The 17,529-nt window shown below is 68.4% G+C and carries 12 protein-coding genes; 7 read left to right on the top strand and 5 right to left on the bottom strand.

Translation table 11 applies throughout. From position 1 onward, the window contains the following. Positions 1 to 191 precede the first annotated feature (191 nt). From K8640_RS31485 to K8640_RS31475, 3 genes are all read left to right on the top strand, one after another. The gene (locus K8640_RS31485) at positions 192 to 695 is read left to right on the top strand and encodes a hypothetical protein (RefSeq protein ID WP_141330795.1); all 504 of its coding nucleotides are present in this window, start codon (positions 192 to 194) and stop codon (positions 693 to 695) included. After that, entirely contained in the window at positions 692 to 1,069 is a 378-nt protein-coding gene (locus K8640_RS31480) for a hypothetical protein (protein WP_223750466.1), read from the top strand. The genes K8640_RS31485 and K8640_RS31480 overlap by 4 nt, the downstream gene beginning before the upstream one ends. A 189-nt stretch (positions 1,070 to 1,258) precedes the next feature. Beyond that, on the top strand, positions 1,259 to 1,822 hold the full coding sequence (locus K8640_RS31475) for a hypothetical protein (RefSeq protein WP_223750465.1): 564 nt from the start codon (positions 1,259 to 1,261) through the stop codon (positions 1,820 to 1,822). A 30-nt stretch (positions 1,823 to 1,852) separates the two neighbouring features. Here K8640_RS31475 and K8640_RS31470 read toward each other — a convergent pair whose 3' ends face one another. The 5 genes from K8640_RS31470 to K8640_RS31450 all read right to left on the bottom strand — a co-directional run bounded on the left by K8640_RS31470 (position 1,853) and on the right by K8640_RS31450 (position 13,373). After that, positions 1,853 to 5,389 (bottom strand): putative Ig domain-containing protein, encoded by a 3,537-nt coding sequence (locus tag K8640_RS31470; protein WP_223750464.1) that lies wholly within the window; start codon positions 5,387 to 5,389, stop codon positions 1,853 to 1,855. Between the two features lie 163 nt (positions 5,390 to 5,552). Further along, complete coding sequence (locus tag K8640_RS42955; protein ID WP_305070698.1) at positions 5,553 to 8,348, bottom strand: Ig-like domain-containing protein; 2,796 nt, start codon at positions 8,346 to 8,348, stop codon at positions 5,553 to 5,555. Positions 8,349 to 8,476: 128 nt separating this feature from the next. After that, entirely contained in the window at positions 8,477 to 9,898 is a 1,422-nt protein-coding gene (locus K8640_RS31460) for an IgA Peptidase M64 (protein WP_223750463.1), read from the bottom strand. 134 nt (positions 9,899 to 10,032) lie between these two features. Further along, on the bottom strand, positions 10,033 to 11,553 hold the full coding sequence (locus K8640_RS31455; protein WP_223750462.1) for a PEGA domain-containing protein: 1,521 nt from the start codon (positions 11,551 to 11,553) through the stop codon (positions 10,033 to 10,035). Between the two features lie 56 nt (positions 11,554 to 11,609). Beyond that, complete coding sequence (locus K8640_RS31450) at positions 11,610 to 13,373, bottom strand: Ig-like domain-containing protein (RefSeq protein WP_223750461.1); 1,764 nt, start codon at positions 13,371 to 13,373, stop codon at positions 11,610 to 11,612. 346 nt (positions 13,374 to 13,719) lie between these two features. On the opposite strand from K8640_RS31450, the gene K8640_RS31445 reads away from it, so the two are divergent. From K8640_RS31445 to K8640_RS31430, 4 genes are all read left to right on the top strand, one after another. Further along, complete coding sequence (locus K8640_RS31445; RefSeq protein WP_223750460.1) at positions 13,720 to 14,724, top strand: SDR family oxidoreductase; 1,005 nt, start codon at positions 13,720 to 13,722, stop codon at positions 14,722 to 14,724. 80 nt (positions 14,725 to 14,804) lie between these two features. After that, positions 14,805 to 15,812, top strand: a complete 1,008-nt coding sequence (locus K8640_RS31440; protein ID WP_223750459.1) for a diacylglycerol kinase family protein — start codon at positions 14,805 to 14,807, stop codon at positions 15,810 to 15,812. Between the two features lie 57 nt (positions 15,813 to 15,869). Further along, positions 15,870 to 16,559, top strand: a complete 690-nt coding sequence (locus tag K8640_RS31435) for an NrtR DNA-binding winged helix domain-containing protein (protein WP_141332218.1) — start codon at positions 15,870 to 15,872, stop codon at positions 16,557 to 16,559. A 162-nt stretch (positions 16,560 to 16,721) separates the two neighbouring features. Then, positions 16,722 to 17,528: a protein phosphatase 2C domain-containing protein gene (locus K8640_RS31430; RefSeq protein ID WP_223750458.1), complete on the top strand. Its 807-nt coding sequence runs from the start codon at positions 16,722 to 16,724 to the stop codon at positions 17,526 to 17,528. The last annotated feature ends 1 nt before the right edge of the window (position 17,529 follow it).

Here is a 17,529-nt window from a genome sequence, read left to right as displayed (position 1 = left end):
CGCTCACGTCTGTCTCTACCCGTGAAGTGAATGGTAACGGGATACAGTCGCGAGCGTGAGGGAAAGGGCTCCCCGGAGTCTCACCCCGGAGTGGTATTTCCCTCGGGGCGGTCATGACCCAGCGTGGGTCTGAAGCGTGTCGCGGATTGCGACGCCTCGCTCATGGTTGGGTTTCATTGCCGAGGTGTGTGATGCCACTGCCGCTCATTCCCGCCGCGTTCCTCCTCGCGGGTCTCATGGGTTACGGCGCCAAGAAGGCGTACGACGGAATCGACAGCATGAAGGACGCCAAGGACCTTGGCGAAGAGGCCGAGGCGCGACATCGGGACGCGGTTCAGCGGTTGGACGGTGCTCGCGAGGTGCTGCAACAGCAGCTCGACGCCCAGGTCGCGTCCATCGACGCGGCCATCGCGCTGCTGGCACGGGCGTGCACGCGCGTGGAGGAGCTGAGCGGGGTGCTCGGCGCGCTCGATGAACGCGCGGGTCGAGCCCTCGACGCGCTGTGGGCGCTGGGAGGCCGGTTCGACGCGGAGGATGATGTCCATCTGGCCCGGTTCGCCACCGCGATGCAGCTGGTGAAGGCCCAGAGCGAGCTGATGCGGATGCCCCTCTTCGCCGCCGGCGGAGACCTGAACACCCAACTGGAGACCTTGCTGGAGCAGTCGCGTGGCCTGCTCCAAAGGGAGACGTCATGACGCTGAAGACAGAGCTGTCCCTGAAGGACGTGCTGACGGGCATCCAGGTGGTGGCCGACTGCGTGCGCGACATCCAGAAGGAGCGCACGGAGCAGACCCGGCTGCGTGAGCAATCCCGGGTGGATGTCGAGCACATCCACGCGATGCGCGACGTGCTCATGGACTACCTGGACCGCAGCTTCGACGAGCGACGGGAGAACTTCCGCCAGCTCTTCGAGCGTCTGGACGGCGCCATCGCCAGCGACAACGTGGGGATGGCGGCCGCGGTCCTGGAGTCGGTCGTGAAGCTGGCCGACGCCTCGCCTTTCAAGGCGCTGCGGGAGGTGGCGGCGACGCGCGTGGCGCTCGGCAAGGATACGGAGTGGAAGTTCTGAGGCGCGAAGTCCCCGCGGGGGAGGCATTCGCGCGGGGGGACGCCTGCCTGCCCCTGGACCTGTGAGGCCGGGGCGTGGGGACTCGGGGTTCTCGGCTGCCTGGAGCGTTCACATGTTGACGCGGAAGCAGCGGATGCGTCGGGTGTGTGGTTCCGGCTCTGGAACGACACGCATGGGGAGGCCGGGACGATGAACCGCAAACGCCGGGTCAGGGGGTGGGCGCTGGGGCTCCTGCTGGGCGTCTGGGGCGTGAGCTGCGAGCCTCATGAGGACACGGGAGGAGGCGGCGGCGAGGGCCTCCCCTCCGCGAAGAACCGTGAGCTGCGCTCGGCGTTCTGGCGGGACCTCATGGCCTCGCGTGAGAAGGCGCCGGACCCCGAGGCCCTGAAGGGCCCGGATGAGCAGGGCGTGGGAGGCTCGGGGCGCGCCGAGCCCTCGGGCATCCTGCACGGCCGGGTGACGTGGGTGGGGGACAACGAGCTGCTCGTGCGCGACGGCGCGGGCGTGGAGCAGGACATCGAGGTCGTCCCCGATACACGGTTGAGGCTGAACGGGAACGCCGTGGGCCTGGCGTCGATGCGTGAAGGCGACACCGTCAAGGTGACCTACGACGACGGCCCTGGCGGCTGGGTCGCGCGCGAGGTGGACGTGGAGGTGAGCCCACCTCGGGACATCTCCACCGAGCGCGAGGGCCGCCGAGGACGAGCATCGGGCGAGCAGCGTGGAGGCGGCTCCTCCACGCCGTCTCGCTGAAGACGCTCACCCAGGGGCCACAACGTCCGCTCAGAACGCCGAACCACTCGCGCGCCGTCCGGGGGACGCGCGGAGCGTGGGGTTGAGCTGGGGATGGCGGACGAAGGGCGCGCCGGCCTGGGCGTCGGGCGAGCGATTGATGGAGGTGTCGTCCTCGGTGGCCGTGTAGCTCAAGTCATCCACGAGGGCGGAGTCCAGCGCCCGCAGGAACACGGAGTCGCTGCTGTTGTTGAGCCCGAGCGCCCCGGACGAGGCGGACACGGTGTTCGGTGTACCGGGCGAGTAGCCACGATTCCCACCGAACACGACGTACGCCTTGCCCGCGGGGACGATGGTCCCGTTGGCGAAGACATGACGGACGCTGACGGAGTCCGACAAGGTCCACCCGGACACGTCGGCGGGGGCCGTTCCCAGGTTGACCAGCTCGATGAACTCGTAATCGGGGTCCGGCGTGGAGGTGCCGTCGCCGTTCGGGGTGGAGGGCTCGTTGGCGAGGACCTCGTTGATGATGACCCTCGGCGCAGTTGGCGGTGCTCCGCCAAAGGCATAACGGCTGATGACCGGGTAATGGTCGCTGACGACGCTGCCGTAGTTGGGAATCCCCGTGGGTCGGATGACCGTCAGCGAGCCCGGGACGAAGGTCCCGGCGACGCTCGCGTTGACGAGCGTGTGGTCGATGGTGTCGGAGTGGCTGGTGGTGGTGCTCTCCGGGCGACTCGACAGGGCCCCGGTGATGAAGGTGTAGTTCGAGTCGCTGGTGAAGTTCTCGAAGGGCGTGGCCAGCGGGACCCCGGCGACGGTGGTGATGGACACGTCCACGTCGTCATTCCAGTCTCCGATGACGAACACGTTCTGGAGCGCCTGGTTGTCGAGATAGGACTTGAGCCCGAGGCTCGCTTCCCGTCGCCGCCCGTATGAGTACTCATCGGCGAACGCCTTCATGTGCAGGACGATGACGGTGAGGGGCGTGGTCGTCCCTCGCAGGGTGAAGTCGACACGCAGGGGAGGGCGTCCGGCGAAGAGGGATTCGCTCTCCACGAGGATGAGCTCGGCGCTCTGGAACGTGACGCTGTCGTCGTAGAGGATGGCCGGCTTCTGCTCGTTCGTGGAGTAGTAGCCGCCGGTGTTGGGGACGCGGCTCCAGTCATTGGCGACGAAGCCCTGGTGGTTGGGGAGCTGCGCGAGCACGGTCTCGAAGTCCTGATTGTCCACGACCTCGACGAGCCCCCAGATGTTGGCGCCGGTGTCGCGGAGGATGTCGCGGGTGTGGGCGATCTGCAGGTCATCGGGTGCGCCACCGGGAGAGGTGGAGTTCGGAGGGCCCAGGGTGTCCGAGCCGAACCACTCGAGGTTCCAGTGGCCCACGGTGATTTCGACGCCCGCTGGGAGGATGTTGAGCGGCAGCTCGCGTGAGGCGAAGGAGTTCCGGTCGTCGGTCACCACGAACGTGATGCGCGGGGTGCCCGCCGTGGTGGGGGTGCCGGAGAGCGTCCCCGTCGTGGAGAGCGAGAGCCCCGCGGGCAGCGTGCTCGAGGTGCTCCACCTCAGGGGCGCCCTGCCACCGGACGCGGTGAGGGTGACGGAGTAGGGCTGGCCCACGGTGGCGTCGGGGAGGGTCGTGGTCGTCACCGCGGGAGGTGGCTCGATGATGGTGAACGAGAGGCTCTTGTCCGCGAAGCGGCCGTTGGCGTCGGTGGCGCGCGCGGTGAAGGTGGTGGCGCTCGCGTTCGTGGTGCCGCTGATGAGGCCGGACGTGGAGAGGCTCAGTCCCGAGGGCAGCGTGCCCGAGGCGATGCTCCAGGTGATGGGCGCCTTGCCACCGGAGGCGGCGAGCTGGGTCGAGTACGGCTGTCCGAGCGTGGCGGGCGGCAGCAGGTCCGTGGTGACGCTGGGGAGCGCGTAGACGGAGACCGTGACCTGAAGCGTGGCGGCGCGGCTGGCGACGTCGGTGACGCGAAGGGTGACGGTGGAGGAGGCGGCGGTGGGGCCGAGGGTACCGGACACGAGCCCGTTGTCCGGTGAGAGGCTGAGGCCCGAGGGCAGCGTGCCCGAGGCGATGCTCCAGGTGAAGGGCGCGCGCCCGCCCGCCGCGGTGATGGAGCTGGAGTACGAGGTGCCCGCGTAGCCATCCGCGAGGGTGCCGCTCAGGGAGAGCGGAGCCTCGACGATGAGCGCGAGTGCGCGGCTGTCGGTGCGGCCATTCGCGTCGGAGACGCGCAGGGTGACCGCGTGGGAGCCCGTGGTCGAGGGCGTGCCGCTCAGCGCGCCTTGGGTCGACAGGGAGATGCCCGGGGGGAGTGCACCGGAGGCGAGCGTCCAGGAAAGGGTGCCCTGGCCACCCGTGGCGCCGAGGGTGTGTTGGTAGGCGATGCCGCGAGTCGCCTCGGGGAGGCTCTGCGTGGTGATGGTGGGCAGCGTGGAGACGGAGACGGAGACGGAGCGCGAGACGGTGCGGCTGTTGGCGTCACTGGCGACGACATTGAAGGTGAAGTCGCCGCTCTGGGTGGGCTGGCCGTGGAGGAGCCCCTCGCGAGCGAGGGTGATTCCGGGAGGGAGGGGCCCCGTCGTGGTGAACAGGTACGGGGGCTTGCCCTGGGAGGCCTCGAGGGGGCGGGTGACGTTGTCGCGGACGTAGAAGCTCAGCGCGGGAACGGCGGCGAACGCGGGAGGCAGATAGGTCGAGACAGAGACCTCACGCGAGTCCGTGGCGCCGGCGGAGTCCGTGACGCGGAGGACGAGGGTGAAGTCGCCCGACGTGGTGGGCGTCCCTTCGAGGTGGCCCGAGTCGCGGAGGCTCAGTCCGGGAGGCAGCGTCCCGCTGACGAGCGCCCACGTGTACGGCGCCGTGCCGCCGAGCGCGGTGAGGGCCTGGGCGTAGGTCCTGTCCGTATAGGCATCGGGGAGGTGGGTGGCGGTGATGGTGAGGCCGTCGCGGACGGTGAGCTGGAAGGCGGCGGAGGCCGAGCGGTTGTTGGCATCCCGGACCTCGAGGGTGAAGGTCGACGTGCCCGAGGTGGTGGGGGTACCGACGAGGGACAGGGCGTCGAGGCGGAGCCCCGCGGGCAGCGTGCCCGAGGCGAGATGGAGGGAGAGGGGAGGGCGGCCGCCCGAGGCCGTGAAGTTGAACGTGTAGGGCGCGCCGACGACGCCGAGAGACAGGTTGGTGTTGGCGAGTGTCGGCGGGGTGAGGACGGTGAGCTCGAACTGCTTGGAGACGCGGGTGCCGGCGCTGTCCTCGACCTGGAGGGTGGCGGAGAAGGAGCCGACGGCGGTGGGGGTGCCGGACACGAGGCCCTGGTTGGAGAGGCTCAGGCCCGAGGGCAGCTCACCGCTGGCGAGGCTCCAGACGAAGGGGGCGGTGCCGCCGGAGGCGACGAGGGGCGAGGCGTACGACTCACCGAGGTATGCGTCGGGGAGCGCGGTGGACTGGATGGAGAGCGGATTGCCGCCGCCATCGGAAGGGCCTGGGCCCGAGTCGGGCGTGTCGGGCAGCTTCGGTGGCGGGGAGCTGGAGCAGGCTGCGAGAGAGACAATGAGCAGCAGCGAAAGGGCGCGGCTTGACCGCATGGGGACTCCGGTCCGTCGGAGCAGGAGGTTGTGCTCCGTGGTGCAGTCAACACTGTAGTCACCGGGAATGACATGGATTCAAGGCCGCCCAGGCTGCGGCCAATAAAAAGGCCGCGGCCCCCGAAGGGACCGCGGCCAGGTGTCTCAGGGAGACGGAATCAGACTACGGGTTCGCGACGCCCCACGAAGACGGCCCCACGGCCCAGTCCGCTGCCATGTTGGTATCCGTCGCGCTGACGCGGCGGATGGTGACCGTATCCGGCGTCACCTGCGACGTCGGGATATCGGCCCAGTCCGCCGAGACCGCCACCGCCGAGGGAGTCGAGTCGTAGGTGCAGTTCGCGCCACCGCAGTTCGCGGGCAGCCACTGCCCCGTGGCCTGGAGTGCCTGCAGGTTCGCGGGGAACGCCCCAGGAGGCGTGGTGAATCCGCTCGCGCGCACGAACGAAGCAGCGTCCTGAATCGTTCCGGAGGCGTCCTTGACCAGCACGAGGCGGTTCGAGAACGTGATGTTCGCCGAGTTGCCCTTGAAGTCCCAGGCGGTGTCGTAGTTCGCCGGCGTCGTGCTCTTGGGGAACTGGTTCTTGGCGGTGGTCTCGCCCACGTACGCCGCAGCCTCGCTCATGTGGACGACGATGATGTCATCCTGGGCCACGGTGACATTCGGGAACGTCAGGAGCGTCGTGGGGGAGTTGATGTCCTGCTGGAGCACCAGCCCGTCCGTGGTTCCGCCCTGGATGACCTGCAACTCGACCAGGTCCCTGTTGCTCGGTCCATTCGGCTGAACCTCGGTGATGCGCAGCACCGCGACGACGCGATAGCCCGTGAAGGACGCCGTGTTGTTCGCGGCAGCGACACCCACGCCACGCGAGTCCGTCACGGTGTTGGCGACGGTGACCGTGTACGCGGCGCCCGCGGTCTGGTCGGTCGTGGTCACCGCGACCTGGCGACCCGTCACCTGCGCACTCGTGGCCATGAGGCCGTTGGAGAAGGTGAACTGGCTGGCGGCGTCGGTGATGCTGTCCTGGGCGATGTTGCGGTCGAACGTCAGCGTGACCGTCGTGGCCGCAGTGCCCGCGGCGGCGGTCAGCTTCGGAGCCGGGCAATTGGTGATGGTGAAGTCAGACGCGCTGAACGCCGAAGGCTGGGCGTTGGTGGTGAACCGCCACACGGGGCCCACGAGGCGGAACTGGCAGCCGACAGTGACGTCGAGCGACTGGGCGAGGCCCGTCGGCAGGCGTGCCCTCAGGGCATTCACCGCCGAAGTCTGACCTGTCGTGGTGAACGTGAAGCCAATGAAGCCCGCTCCCTGGGCCGTGCCAGCATCCGAGATGGTGCCGGTGAGGGAGATGAGCTCGTACTCGTACGTGTCGAGCCCACTGACGAGGTCGGCCGCACCAGAGCGGTCAACGGCGAGCGAGGCCACGCTGTGGCCCTGGCTGAGACGGGTGAAGTTCGTGACGGTCTTGGCCTCCTTGATCGCGTTGTTGACCAACTTCTCCGTCACAGTCAGGCTGACGCGGTCGCCCACCGAAACTTGGCTCAGGGCCGCAGCATCGGTGACCAGCATCGCAGGGCCATTGGGCTCCGCCTGGAGGAAGAAGCCCACCTGCTCCGAGGTCGCCTGCCCCGGCACGGCGGGCTTGATGAACGTGACGTACGCACCATTGATGGGCTGGTTGAGAGCACCAGCCGCCGCGCCCAGGAAATCATCAATCTGATCGCTGGTCTCCGCCGCCGTCGGGCCCGGAGCCGTCTCGCACGCGTTGGTCGTCGTGTTGCAGACCTGTCCCGCCGAGCAGCTCGCGTTCGTCAGGCACTGCACGCACGCCGTGCGGTTGTTGCAGACGGGCTTCGTCGGGTCCACACCCGCGCACTGCGCATCGGTGACGCAGACCTCGCACTGGCCGCGGCCGTTGTTGCCCGTCGTGTCGCAGAAGTCACGGGCGCTGTCCGGCACGCCGGCGCACTGCTCGTTCGTCGTGCAGCCGCACAGGTAGTTCGCGTTGCAGGCCGGCTTGGTCGCATCGCAGTGCGCGGTCTGGTCCGCGGTGCACTCGACGCACGCCGTCGGCGTGGTGTCCGTGCGGCAGACCGGGGTCGACGGGTCGCACGAGGCGTTGTCCGCGCAGCCCTCGCAGGCGGTGCCCGTGGCGTTGCACGTCTGCTCACCCTGGCAACCCTCGGTGGCGTTGCACACCTTGCACTCGCCCGCGCCGTTGTTGGCCGCCGTGTCGCAGATGTTGGTAGGCGAGGAGCAGCCCAGGTCGGGGCTCGTCGCCGAGTCCATGCAGACCTTGCACGCGCCCGCGCCATTGTTGGCCGCCGCGTCGCAGATGGGTGCCGTGGCCGAGCAGCCGTTGTCCTGGCCGTTGCCCGTCGCGGAGTCCGTGCACGCCTTGCAGACGCCCACGCCGTTGTTGCCGGCGGGGTCGCAAACCGGCGTCTCGGCGGAGCAGCCGTTGTCCTGGCCGCTGCCCGTGGCCGTGTCACGGCACGCCGTGCACACGCCCTTGCCGCTCGCGCCCGTCGGGTCGCAGATGGGCGTCGTGGCGGAGCAGCCCTCGTCGGTGCCCGAGGCCGTCGCCGTGTCACGGCAGGTCTTGCACACGCCCGTGCCGGAGCTCACATCGCAAATCTCACCCGTGGCGCAAGCCGGGCTGCACGTCACGCCCGCGTCCGGCGTACCCGAGTCCGGCGTGCCGGAATCCGGCGTGCCCGAGTCCGGCGTACCGGAATCCGGCGTGCCCGAGTCGGGCGTGCCCGCATCCGGGTCCGGCGGCTGGGTGACGGGCTCCTGCTTGCAGGTGCCGTCGTCACAGACCCACTCATTGCCCTGGCTCGGCTGGCCATTGTCGGCGCGACAGTCAAACTGGTCGACGCACTCATCTCCACAGCCCGTGCCCAGCGTGACGAACACGGCGGTCATGAGAGCTGGAAGCCAATTTCGCTTCAGCATGCGGTCCCCTCCATTGGGATGCGGCAGGTAGTAGCCCCGCCCCCTTACACCCGAACCCGGAGAGGGTCCATTGCGGGGCCCGCGTGACACCGCCATGTCACGCGGGATTCCCTTGAAAAGTCAGGCTTTCACGGAGTCTTGCGGGGTGTCTGACCGCGTTGACCCGCGTACAAGTCGATGACCTGTGAAATCGCGCTCTGACACACCGCGCAGAAGGGCACCCGGTCCCGCGTGAACATGACGCAGTCGAGCTGGGGTCGGTAATACCCACGCGCTTCATAGTTCGCGCCCTCGAAGGCGCCCACCTTGCCCGAGTACTTCTGGGAGGAGAGGAACTTCTCCTCCCAGTCGCGCTGGGCGATGAACAGCGAGTCCATCTCCGACTCCGGCTTGCGCTGGGCGCGGACCTGGCGGCGGCGCTTCTGGATGTCGTTGGAGTGGTTCTCGTAGGCCTCCTTGCCCCACGGGGTGGGCAAGGGTGTCCCAGTCGTCACCAGGTGCTTCCACTTGAGCTGCTCGGGGTCCTTGAGCGCGGTGACGTTCTTCTCCCACGGCTCCAGGCGGTCCTCGCTGGGGACGTAGACGGACTCGGAGGTGTAGTACTCGTCCGCGAGCCCCGCGAAGTGGTGACCGAACTCGTGGACGAAGACGTAGGGCGCCCACAGGCTGTCGGACGCCACCGTGCCGTAGAGGCCGAAGATGCCTCCGCCTCCGTAGGTGTTGCCGTTGGAGAGGATTTCCACGAACTCGTAGGGCGCGAAGGCGGACAGCTCCCGGAACGCCTTGTTGTCGAAGGTGAGCACGTAGCGCTCGCTGCCGAACGCGTCATACGTGGTGCCCACGGGCGAGCGTTTGTGGACGCCGGTGGAAGGCCGGGAGATGCCGGACTGCGTGGCGGCGGGGGCGAGCCCCCAGACGTTGAAGTCCGCCTTGCGCTCCTTGAAGGGCGAGAAGGTGAAGAGGATGTCCACCATCCGCTTGGCGTCCTTCTCGAACTTGCCGCGCTCGGCCTGGGTGTAGCCGTCACCGAGGATGAGCAGGTCCACCTTCTGCTCCGGCGGGCCGTTCTCCAGGAGCTTCAGGAGCGGGCCCGGCGCGGGAGGCGAGGACGGGTCCACGAACATGCCCTTGGGGTCGACGACGAGCGACCACACCTCGCGGAAGGCGTTCTGTGCATCGCGCTTCTTCACAAGGACCTGCACGGGCCGCTCGGGCGTGGGGAAGCGCAGGGACTCGTGGAAGGTGCGGTTCTCGCTCTTCGCGTCGGTGGTCAGCTCCCACTCGCCATAGATGGAGGCGAAGCCGCGGGAGAAGAGGAGTTGGTTCGTTTCGCGATCTCTCACCTCGTACAGATACTTGCCGAGGTTGGTGTTATCGATGGTGCGCTGGGGATGTCCCGGCCAGGGCAGCGGCTCGATGACGACCTTGTCGAGGCTGAAGCGCTCCTCGGTGGCGTTGCCGGTGTGGAAGTAGTCCACTCGGAGGGTGCGAGGGGCCGCGGCGGAAGCGCTCGTGACCAGCAGCAGGAGGGCAAGTAGGGCTCGCGTCATGCGCGGCACTCTACGCCGCGGATGCGAGGCTGGCGCGCCACGTGCGCGAAAGCGCGGCCTGTCTGACGCAGCGAGGCACGGCGGGCCCACTCCTCGTGGGAGTGGGCCGCCGCCAGGTCATGAAGGCGCGAAAGTCAGAAGGTTCCGGAGAGGCTCGCGGAGAAACCATCGCCGTCCGTGGCGACGCCCACGGAGACAGGCGGAGGCGCCTCGGGTGAGGGCGAGAGAAGGAAGAGCACTGCGCCCGTTGCGGCCGCGGCACCGCCTCCGACGAGCAGCCCCGTGAGGAGGTTGTTCTTCTGCACGAGGGAATCACGCAGGCGCAGGGACTCCTGGTCCGTGGAGCGGATGCGTCCGTTCTCGAGCCGCTTCTCCAAATCGTTCACGTCCTTCTGGGCCAGCAGTCGCACCACGCCCGCGCCACCCAGCGCAGCCACGCCCGTACCGAGCAGGACGTAGGACGCCACCCGCAGGCCTGGAGTGGACTGGGATGCAGTGCCCGTGACGCCCTCCGTCAGGCGGTCCGGCGCGCTGACATCCAGGCCGCTTCCCGGTGGAGGTCCGTTCTTGTCGGTGGTGCTGGGCTGTTCCCAGGGCGCGCGGCCATTGGAGTTCATCACCACGAGGTTGGAAGGGGAGCGCCCCGTGGTCACGAAGTCGACGAGCGCGGAGAGCGCTTCGGCGGGAGCGTCGAGGCCCTGGGTCTTGAAGCCGCCTTCACGCAGCTTCTGGCCGCCTTCGACATTGAGCACGGTGGCCGCGAACCACTTGGGGCCGCTGCTGGGGCGCTCCAGGCGCACGACGATGACCTCCTCGACGCCGAGCGTGCCTCCCAGACGGACCGCGTGGCTCAGGGTCCGCTCATCACTCCCATCGGTCGTGGTGAGACAGGGGAACGGTGTGGCGATGATGGAGCCCTCGTAGGCGAGGTCGACGAGCAGCGGCGTGTCCACGCCTTGCGCCTGGATCTGCCGGGGGAAGCTGATGGCGTCGCCCTTCACCACGGTCAGGTCATAGGTGCCTGCCGGAACATCGAGCGTCATCGGCGACTGGCCTACCTTGAGACCATCCAGATAGACGTCCGAGGTCGGCAGTGTGGAGCGTATCGAGAGCTTCACCTTGCGAGCCTGATTCATCTCCCGCCGCAGCTTCTCGAAGCCCTGCCTCACCGAGGGGGCGAAGTAGTCGGGGTCGAGCGCGTACGTGGGCTGAAGCCGCAGCACGTTGCGGAACGCGGTGTCGCTCTCCTTCTGTCGCGACATGGCCCGGTAGTTGATTCCATGCAGGAGTTGGGCGCTCACGAAGAGCTTCCGGCGCGCCTCACCAACGGGGAGCCGGTTGATCTGCTGGAGAGCCTCGTCGACGAGCTGCACCGCCTTGGCGTTGCGGTTCTCGTAGAAGTGGTCCTGGGCCGAGTCGAGCTGGCGCTGGAGGTCCTCGTAGCTCTTGCTGGGCTGAGGGAAGAGCCGCTCGCTGAACCCCTCCGCGCTCAGGACGTCCTGCTCGGGGCGGGACACCAGGGCGCCGAGGAACGCGTTGGCCTGACTGCCCAGCTCCGCGTCCTTGCAGTCGCCTCCCGCGACGACCATTCGCCGCGGTGCGGAGAAGGCGGTGAGGGGAAGAATCAAGCTCAGGATGAGCAACGCGGACCGCATGGTCTGTTCCCGGGATGAGAGGAGAATGGCTCGACGTTGTGAGAGCATGGTCGGCGTCAGCGATTGGGATGGACGTGAACAGCCTGAACACCACCGCTCGAGAGGGTGGTCAGCACTTGAAGACCGTGGGTGTGTGGCGCGGGACTGGAGGTCGTGAGTACCGCGGTCGGAATCGGATGTGGAGCAGTCGAGCTGCTGGCGAAATGTGACCAGTTCTCACCGGTACATTGCTCGATATGGAAGCCAGGGGTGCCATCCTTTGCCCAGAGCATCCACATCGACCCGGTGGGGTCGACTTCCAGGCGCGATAGCTGGGAGTGCCGCTCCGGTGAAGGATTGAGTGGCGGGCAGTAGTGCGACCATTCACCGTTCATCCAGACGTAGGAGCGCGCGGTGGCGGAGCCAGGATTTCCTTGCTCGAGCCAGGTCAGGAGCGGTCTCCCGTCCGGGGTGATGAAGAGGCCGAAGTCGCGAGCAGGTGGGACCCCTAGGGGGAGATCGACCGGAGGTTGGGTTCCACGAAGAGTCTTCCACGTGGTGCCATCCCATTGGGCGACAGCGAGCTTAGGCACGTCGTGTTGTGTCCCCAGGAGGGCCACGAACACGGTGTTGGAGGAAGGGCTGGCCACGACACCAATGGGTTGACTCGAATCCCACTCAAGCGGTGCGTTGAGGCTTCCTCCGACGGGCTCCCACGTCGTTCCCATCCAGCGGTAGACGTAGGTCGTCTTCTCCGCGTCGGAGAGGAATGCGACCAGCGGGTTCCCCACCGAATCCAGGTTCATGACGGGATGGAGGCCGGAGGGGTGCTCCGGAACGATACCCGTCGGCCCTCCCAGATAACTCCATTGAGAGCCCGTCCAGCGGGCGACATAGATGCGCTCGTCCTCGTTGCTGCCATTTCCTTCATGCCATGCGACGACGGGGGAACCATCCCCGGGGTCGAACCGGAGCGTGGGTTGATAGGGCTCGAAACCGGTGGGCCTCGCCTCTAGGCCTCTTCCCAGCTCCGCCCAGGCGCTACCTGCGTTGGTGTAGACACGCAACTGGACATGCGTCAGGAAATTCTCGGCTTGGATGATGAATGCATGCCCCCGCCTATCCGAGCCGAATGCATAGCGGTGGGCGTGGATGCTTCCCGAATCCTTGTCGAAGATGGGACTCGAAACCTCGAACCGGACCTTGGGGTGTTCCCAACTCCATGCGCTCGTGGGAACTTCCAGGGCGTTCCCCGCCAGGTCTGTCAGAGCCGAGGTGAGTGTGATGGCCGCCGAGGCGGGGGCAGAGATGGGCGTTGCCGGCGTCACCGTCATCGTCTTGCCATCCGCTGACAGCGATACCGTCCGAGCCGCCTCCGCGTTCTCGACCATGAGTCGCATGGAGGTGCTCGTCACGGAGCTTTCCTTCATGGGCTCGGAGAACACGGCCTGGATTGCGCTCTTCACCCAGACGTTCCCGGCCCCCGGTTCAGGGCTCTGGGACACCACCCGGGGCGCCGTGCGATCCACCACGACCCGCCGCTCCTCCGCCGCGAGCACCGTCTCACCGAACACCAATTGGGCTCCCAGCCGGTGCTCTCCTTCCGCTACCCCCGTCGTGTCCAACGCGTAGGTGTACGGGGACTCCAGCACCGCGAGTACCTCTCCATCCCAGAGCAGCTCCACGCGGTCTGGCGGATGCCCCGTCACATCGAGGCTGATGTCCAGGACACCCTTCGTATAGGCGGTCGCCTCGGGTGTTCTCAGACGCACCTCGCCCCGGACATCGGTAATGCCCGGCACCTCGATACAGGCCGGCGAGGACAGGAGGACAGCAGCCACCCAGGGCAGCAGGACAGGTCTTGGAGTGCGCATCACGAGACGTCGGTGCAGGCCCCATTCCGTTGCCCACAGGACAGTCCTCCGCACATAGCAGCCCTGCCTCACCCCCTTCAAACCCCCTGCTTTCAACTGCTTACCCTCGACTCCCTCCACCTGTGCCCCGGGTGGAATCCACACGGACCCGTCCCGCGCCGGGACCCCCGGTCCGGACGAGGAAACCGCTCCGCCGCCCGCCCTCCTGGGGAGCCCCACGGGGCACGGGGCGCCGCCCGCCTCCATCCCCATCTTGGTCCAAGGGGTCCGTCGCCACGGCCGCGACCACTCACCCACGGGAGACTTCGCACCCATGAAGCGTGCCTGGAAGAACCGCGTCGTCGTCATCACCGGAGCGTCCAGTGGCATCGGCCGCGCCACCGCCCTCGCCCTCGCCAAGAAGGGCGCCCACCTGGTCCTCGCCGCCCGCCGCGAAGACCCGCTCGAGGACCTCGCCCATGAGTGCGAAGCCCGGGGCGTCCGCGCCGTCTCCGTCCCCACCGACGTCTCCGACGCCACCTCCGTCCAGGCCCTCGCCCAGGAGGCCGTGCGAGCCTTCGGCCGCTTCGACGCGTGGATCAACAACGCCGGCGTCTACCTCATGGGCAGCCTGGAGGAGACCCCCGACGACGCCTTCCGCCAGCTCATGGAGACCAACTTCTTCGGTACCGTCAGCGGCACCCGCGCCGCCGTCACCCAGTTCCGCCGCCAGGGCTACGGCACCCTCGTCAACGTCTCCTCGTCCTTCGGCGCCGTCACCGCCCCCTACGTCAGCGCCTACGTCGCCTCCAAGCACGCCGTGCGCGGCTTCACCGCCTCCGTCCGCCAGGAGCTGCTCGACACCGGCATCCACGTCTGCACCGTCATGCCCGCCGCCATCGACACGCCCCTGTGGCACCACACCGCCAACTACACCGGCTGGCGCGTGCGCCCCGTCGAGCCCGTCTACACCCCCGAGCGCGTCGCCCGGAGCATCCTCCTCGTCTTGCGAAAGCCTCGCGCCGAGGTCCTCGTCGGCCCCGCCGCCCGCGCCTTCGCCGCCATGCACGGCCTGATGCCTCGCACCTTCGAGCGCACCATGAACGGCGCCACCGAGGCGCATCACTTCGAGGACGAGCGCCAGGGCGCCACCGCCGGCAGCCTCTTCCGCCCCATGCCCGAGGGCACCGCGGCGTCCGGCGGCTACCACTCGAAGGGCAAGCAAGCCCTGCGCCGCCTCCTCTTCGCCGGGGGCGTGGTCGCAACAGCCGCCTGGCTGGGGAGGAGGGAAGCCCGAGGGCGGCTCGGCGCACGTGTCGCCCACGCACTGGGCGTGTGAGACACACATTGTCGTCACGGGGCGAGTCCCTCGCGTCCCGTGACCGGGCCATGACACGGCCCGGGGAAAGTCCGGCCGCCATGACCGACATCGCCGTCCTCGTCAACTTGCGCGCACGCCGTGGCTCCGAGGGAGTCGGCGGCCTGGTGCAGCGCTTCCTGCCCCGTGCCCGCGTGGCGCTCACCCGCTCGCTCGACGAGGCCCGTCACTGGATTTCCGACCAGCTCCGGCCCAACCCGCCCTCGCTCCTCCTGGCCGGCGGCGGCGATGGCACCATCACCGGGCTGCTCAACGAGCTGCGCGCGGCGGGCGTGGCGCTGCCCGCCATCGGCGTGCTGCCCATGGGCACCGGCAACGCCTGGGCCCGGGTCACCGGCGCCCCGAAGCCCTCCGTGGCGCTCAAGCAGATCGCCGCGATGAAGAACGACCTGCCGCCCTTGCGGCCCTTCTCGCTGGTCCGCGTGGACGGCAAGGTGGCTCCGTTCGCGGGCACCGGCTGGGACGCGGAGATGATTCAGGACTTCAAGGATCAGCTCGCGGCCTCCGGCCCCCTGCGCAGCCAGCAGGCGGGTCTGCGCGGCTACCTCACCGCGATGTTCACCCGGACGGTGCCCCGGCACATGTTCGGCGGCGGCAACCCCCGCGTGTCCGTCTACAACCTGGGCGACGCGGCGCTCACCGTGGACGCGAAGGGCCACGTGGTCCCCGTGCCCAACAGCGAGAAGGGCGCGCTCCTGTACGAGGGCCCGGCGGGCGTGGCCGGCGCCGCCACGACGCCCGAGTGGGGCTTCGGCTTCAAGGCCTTCCCCTTCGCCCAGAAGGTCCCGCACCGGCTCTCCGTGCGCGTGTACGGCGCGGGCGTGCTGGAGGCCACGCGCAACATGTTCAAGCTATGGCGCGGCGAGCACCCGCTGCCGCACATGAACGACTGGTTCGTGCAGAAGCTGCGCATGGACTTCGACCGCGAGGTGCCCTTCCAGATGGGCGGCGACGTCATCGGTCTGCGGCGCTCGGTGGAGTTCGACCTGGCCGAGGAGAGCGTGCAGCTGGTCGACTGGCACAAGCTGTCGCGCATGGTGAAGGCCTGAGCCTCCCGCCGGCGGCGCGTTGACTCGGGTGTGCTCCGGACACTATGCCCGGTGTCCGTGAGCCACACCTACGAGTACCCGAGACCGGCGTTGACGGTGGACTGTGTCGTCTTCGGCCTGGATGACGACGACCTGAAGGTGCTGCTCATCCAGCGCGGCGTGGAGCCCTTCCAGGGGCGGTGGGCCCTGCCCGGCGGCTTCGTGCGCATGGACGAGTCGCTGGACGAGGCGGCCCGGCGCGAGCTCGAGGAGGAGTCCGGCATCCGCCCCGGACACCTGGAGCAGCTCTTCACGTTCGGCGCGCCGGAGAGAGACCCTCGGGGTCGCGTCGTCACGGTGGCGTACTTCGCCCTGGTGAAGCTCAGCGCGCACACCCTGCGCGCGGCCACGGATGCGCGCGAGGCGGCGTGGTTCTCCGTCTGGGACACGCCCAAGCTGGCGTTCGACCACGCGGACATCCTCAACACCGCGCTCCAGCGCCTCAAGGGCAAGGTGCGCTACCAGCCCATCGGCTTCGAGCTGTTGCCGCCCAAGTTCACCCTCACCCAGCTCCAGCGCCTGTACGAAATCGTCCTCGAGCGCGAGCTCGACAAGCGCAACTTCCGCAAGAAGATCCTCGCCATGGACCTGCTCGAGGAGCTGGACGAGGTGGAGCAGGACGTCTCCCACCGCGCCGCTCGCCTCTACCGGTTCGACCACAAGAAGTACCGGCAGTTGGAGAAGGCCGGCTTCAACTTCGAGCTCTGAGCCCCCTGGAAGGCCCCTCCCCGGAGGGCGAGACGCGCTCGCGTTGACATCGTGTAGCTTCGACACTATGTTGGTGTCGTAAGTACACGAACAGGGGCCATGAGGCTCCGCGAGACCACGTCCGTGTCTGCCATTGCCCGCGTCGCGGGCCAGGGGAGAGCCATGTCCTCGTTGCCCTTCGAAGTCGCCGCGGGCTCGGTGCTCGGCCGGGAGCATGCTCGGGCGGGCCGCAACAACCAGGATGCGTGGTGTGTGCGGACGAGCGAGCACGGGCTGGTGGCGGTGGTGGCGGACGGGTGTGGCAGTCAGCCGTGCAGCGAGCTGGGGGCGCAGCTGGGGGTGCGCCGGGTGGCACAGGCGGCGCTGACGCGGTTGGCGGAGGACGAGCGTGTGGATGAAGCCGGGTTCCTGCCCGGCCTGCGAGAGGACGTGTTGTGTCTGCTCAGCGAGCTTCGGGGGGAGCTCGGTCGCGACACACTGGGGGACTTCCTCTTCACGGTGGTGGGCGCGGTGATGACGCCCTCTCACACGCTCGTCTTCTCCGCGGGGGATGGGGTGTGGGCCCTCAACGGCGAGGTGCATGCGCTGGGGCCCTTCCCGAACAACGCGCCGCCGTATCTGGCGTATGCCTTGTCGCGCGGCGAGGAGGACACTCCGCTCGTGCGTCAGGCGCTGGTGCCCACGGAGGACGTGCACGCGCTCCTGCTCGGCACGGACGGCGTGGCGGACCTGGCGAAGCTCGCGGACGTGGTGATGCCGTCGGGGGATGAGCGGGTGGGGCCGCTGTCGCGCCTGTGGACGGAGGCGCGCTACTTCGAGAACCCGGATGCGCTCCGGCGCAGGCTCGCGATGCTCAACCGCGAGTCGGTCCGCGCCGACTTCGATGCGCGACGGCTCGTGCGCACGCCGGGATTGCTCCCGGATGACACGACGCTGGTGGTGCTGCGCCGTCGCATGGGGAGGGCGTGAG

The sequence above is a fragment of the Myxococcus sp. XM-1-1-1 genome, assembly GCF_020037095.1.
Classification (GTDB): Bacteria; Myxococcota; Myxococcia; order Myxococcales; family Myxococcaceae; genus Myxococcus; species Myxococcus fulvus.
Note: the sequence above shows the minus strand (reverse complement) of the source record. Positions and strands in the feature narration are given on the sequence as shown.

Bases quoted from the DNA above. Each gene is read 5' to 3' on its own strand.
- K8640_RS31485 (WP_141330795.1), top strand. From the start codon at position 192: ATGCCACTGCCGCTCATTCCCGCCGCGTTCCTCCTCGCGGGTCTCATG.
- K8640_RS31480 (WP_223750466.1), top strand. From the start codon at position 692: ATGACGCTGAAGACAGAGCTGTCCCTGAAGGACGTGCTGACGGGCATC.
- K8640_RS31475 (WP_223750465.1), top strand. From the start codon at position 1,259: ATGAACCGCAAACGCCGGGTCAGGGGGTGGGCGCTGGGGCTCCTGCTG.
- K8640_RS31470 (WP_223750464.1), bottom strand. From the start codon at position 5,389: ATGCGGTCAAGCCGCGCCCTTTCGCTGCTGCTCATTGTCTCTCTCGCA.
- K8640_RS42955 (WP_305070698.1), bottom strand. From the start codon at position 8,348: ATGCTGAAGCGAAATTGGCTTCCAGCTCTCATGACCGCCGTGTTCGTC.
- K8640_RS31460 (WP_223750463.1), bottom strand. From the start codon at position 9,898: ATGACGCGAGCCCTACTTGCCCTCCTGCTGCTGGTCACGAGCGCTTCC.
- K8640_RS31455 (WP_223750462.1), bottom strand. From the start codon at position 11,553: ATGCGGTCCGCGTTGCTCATCCTGAGCTTGATTCTTCCCCTCACCGCC.
- K8640_RS31445 (WP_223750460.1), top strand. From the start codon at position 13,720: ATGAAGCGTGCCTGGAAGAACCGCGTCGTCGTCATCACCGGAGCGTCC.
- K8640_RS31440 (WP_223750459.1), top strand. From the start codon at position 14,805: ATGACCGACATCGCCGTCCTCGTCAACTTGCGCGCACGCCGTGGCTCC.
- K8640_RS31430 (WP_223750458.1), top strand. From the start codon at position 16,722: ATGTCCTCGTTGCCCTTCGAAGTCGCCGCGGGCTCGGTGCTCGGCCGG.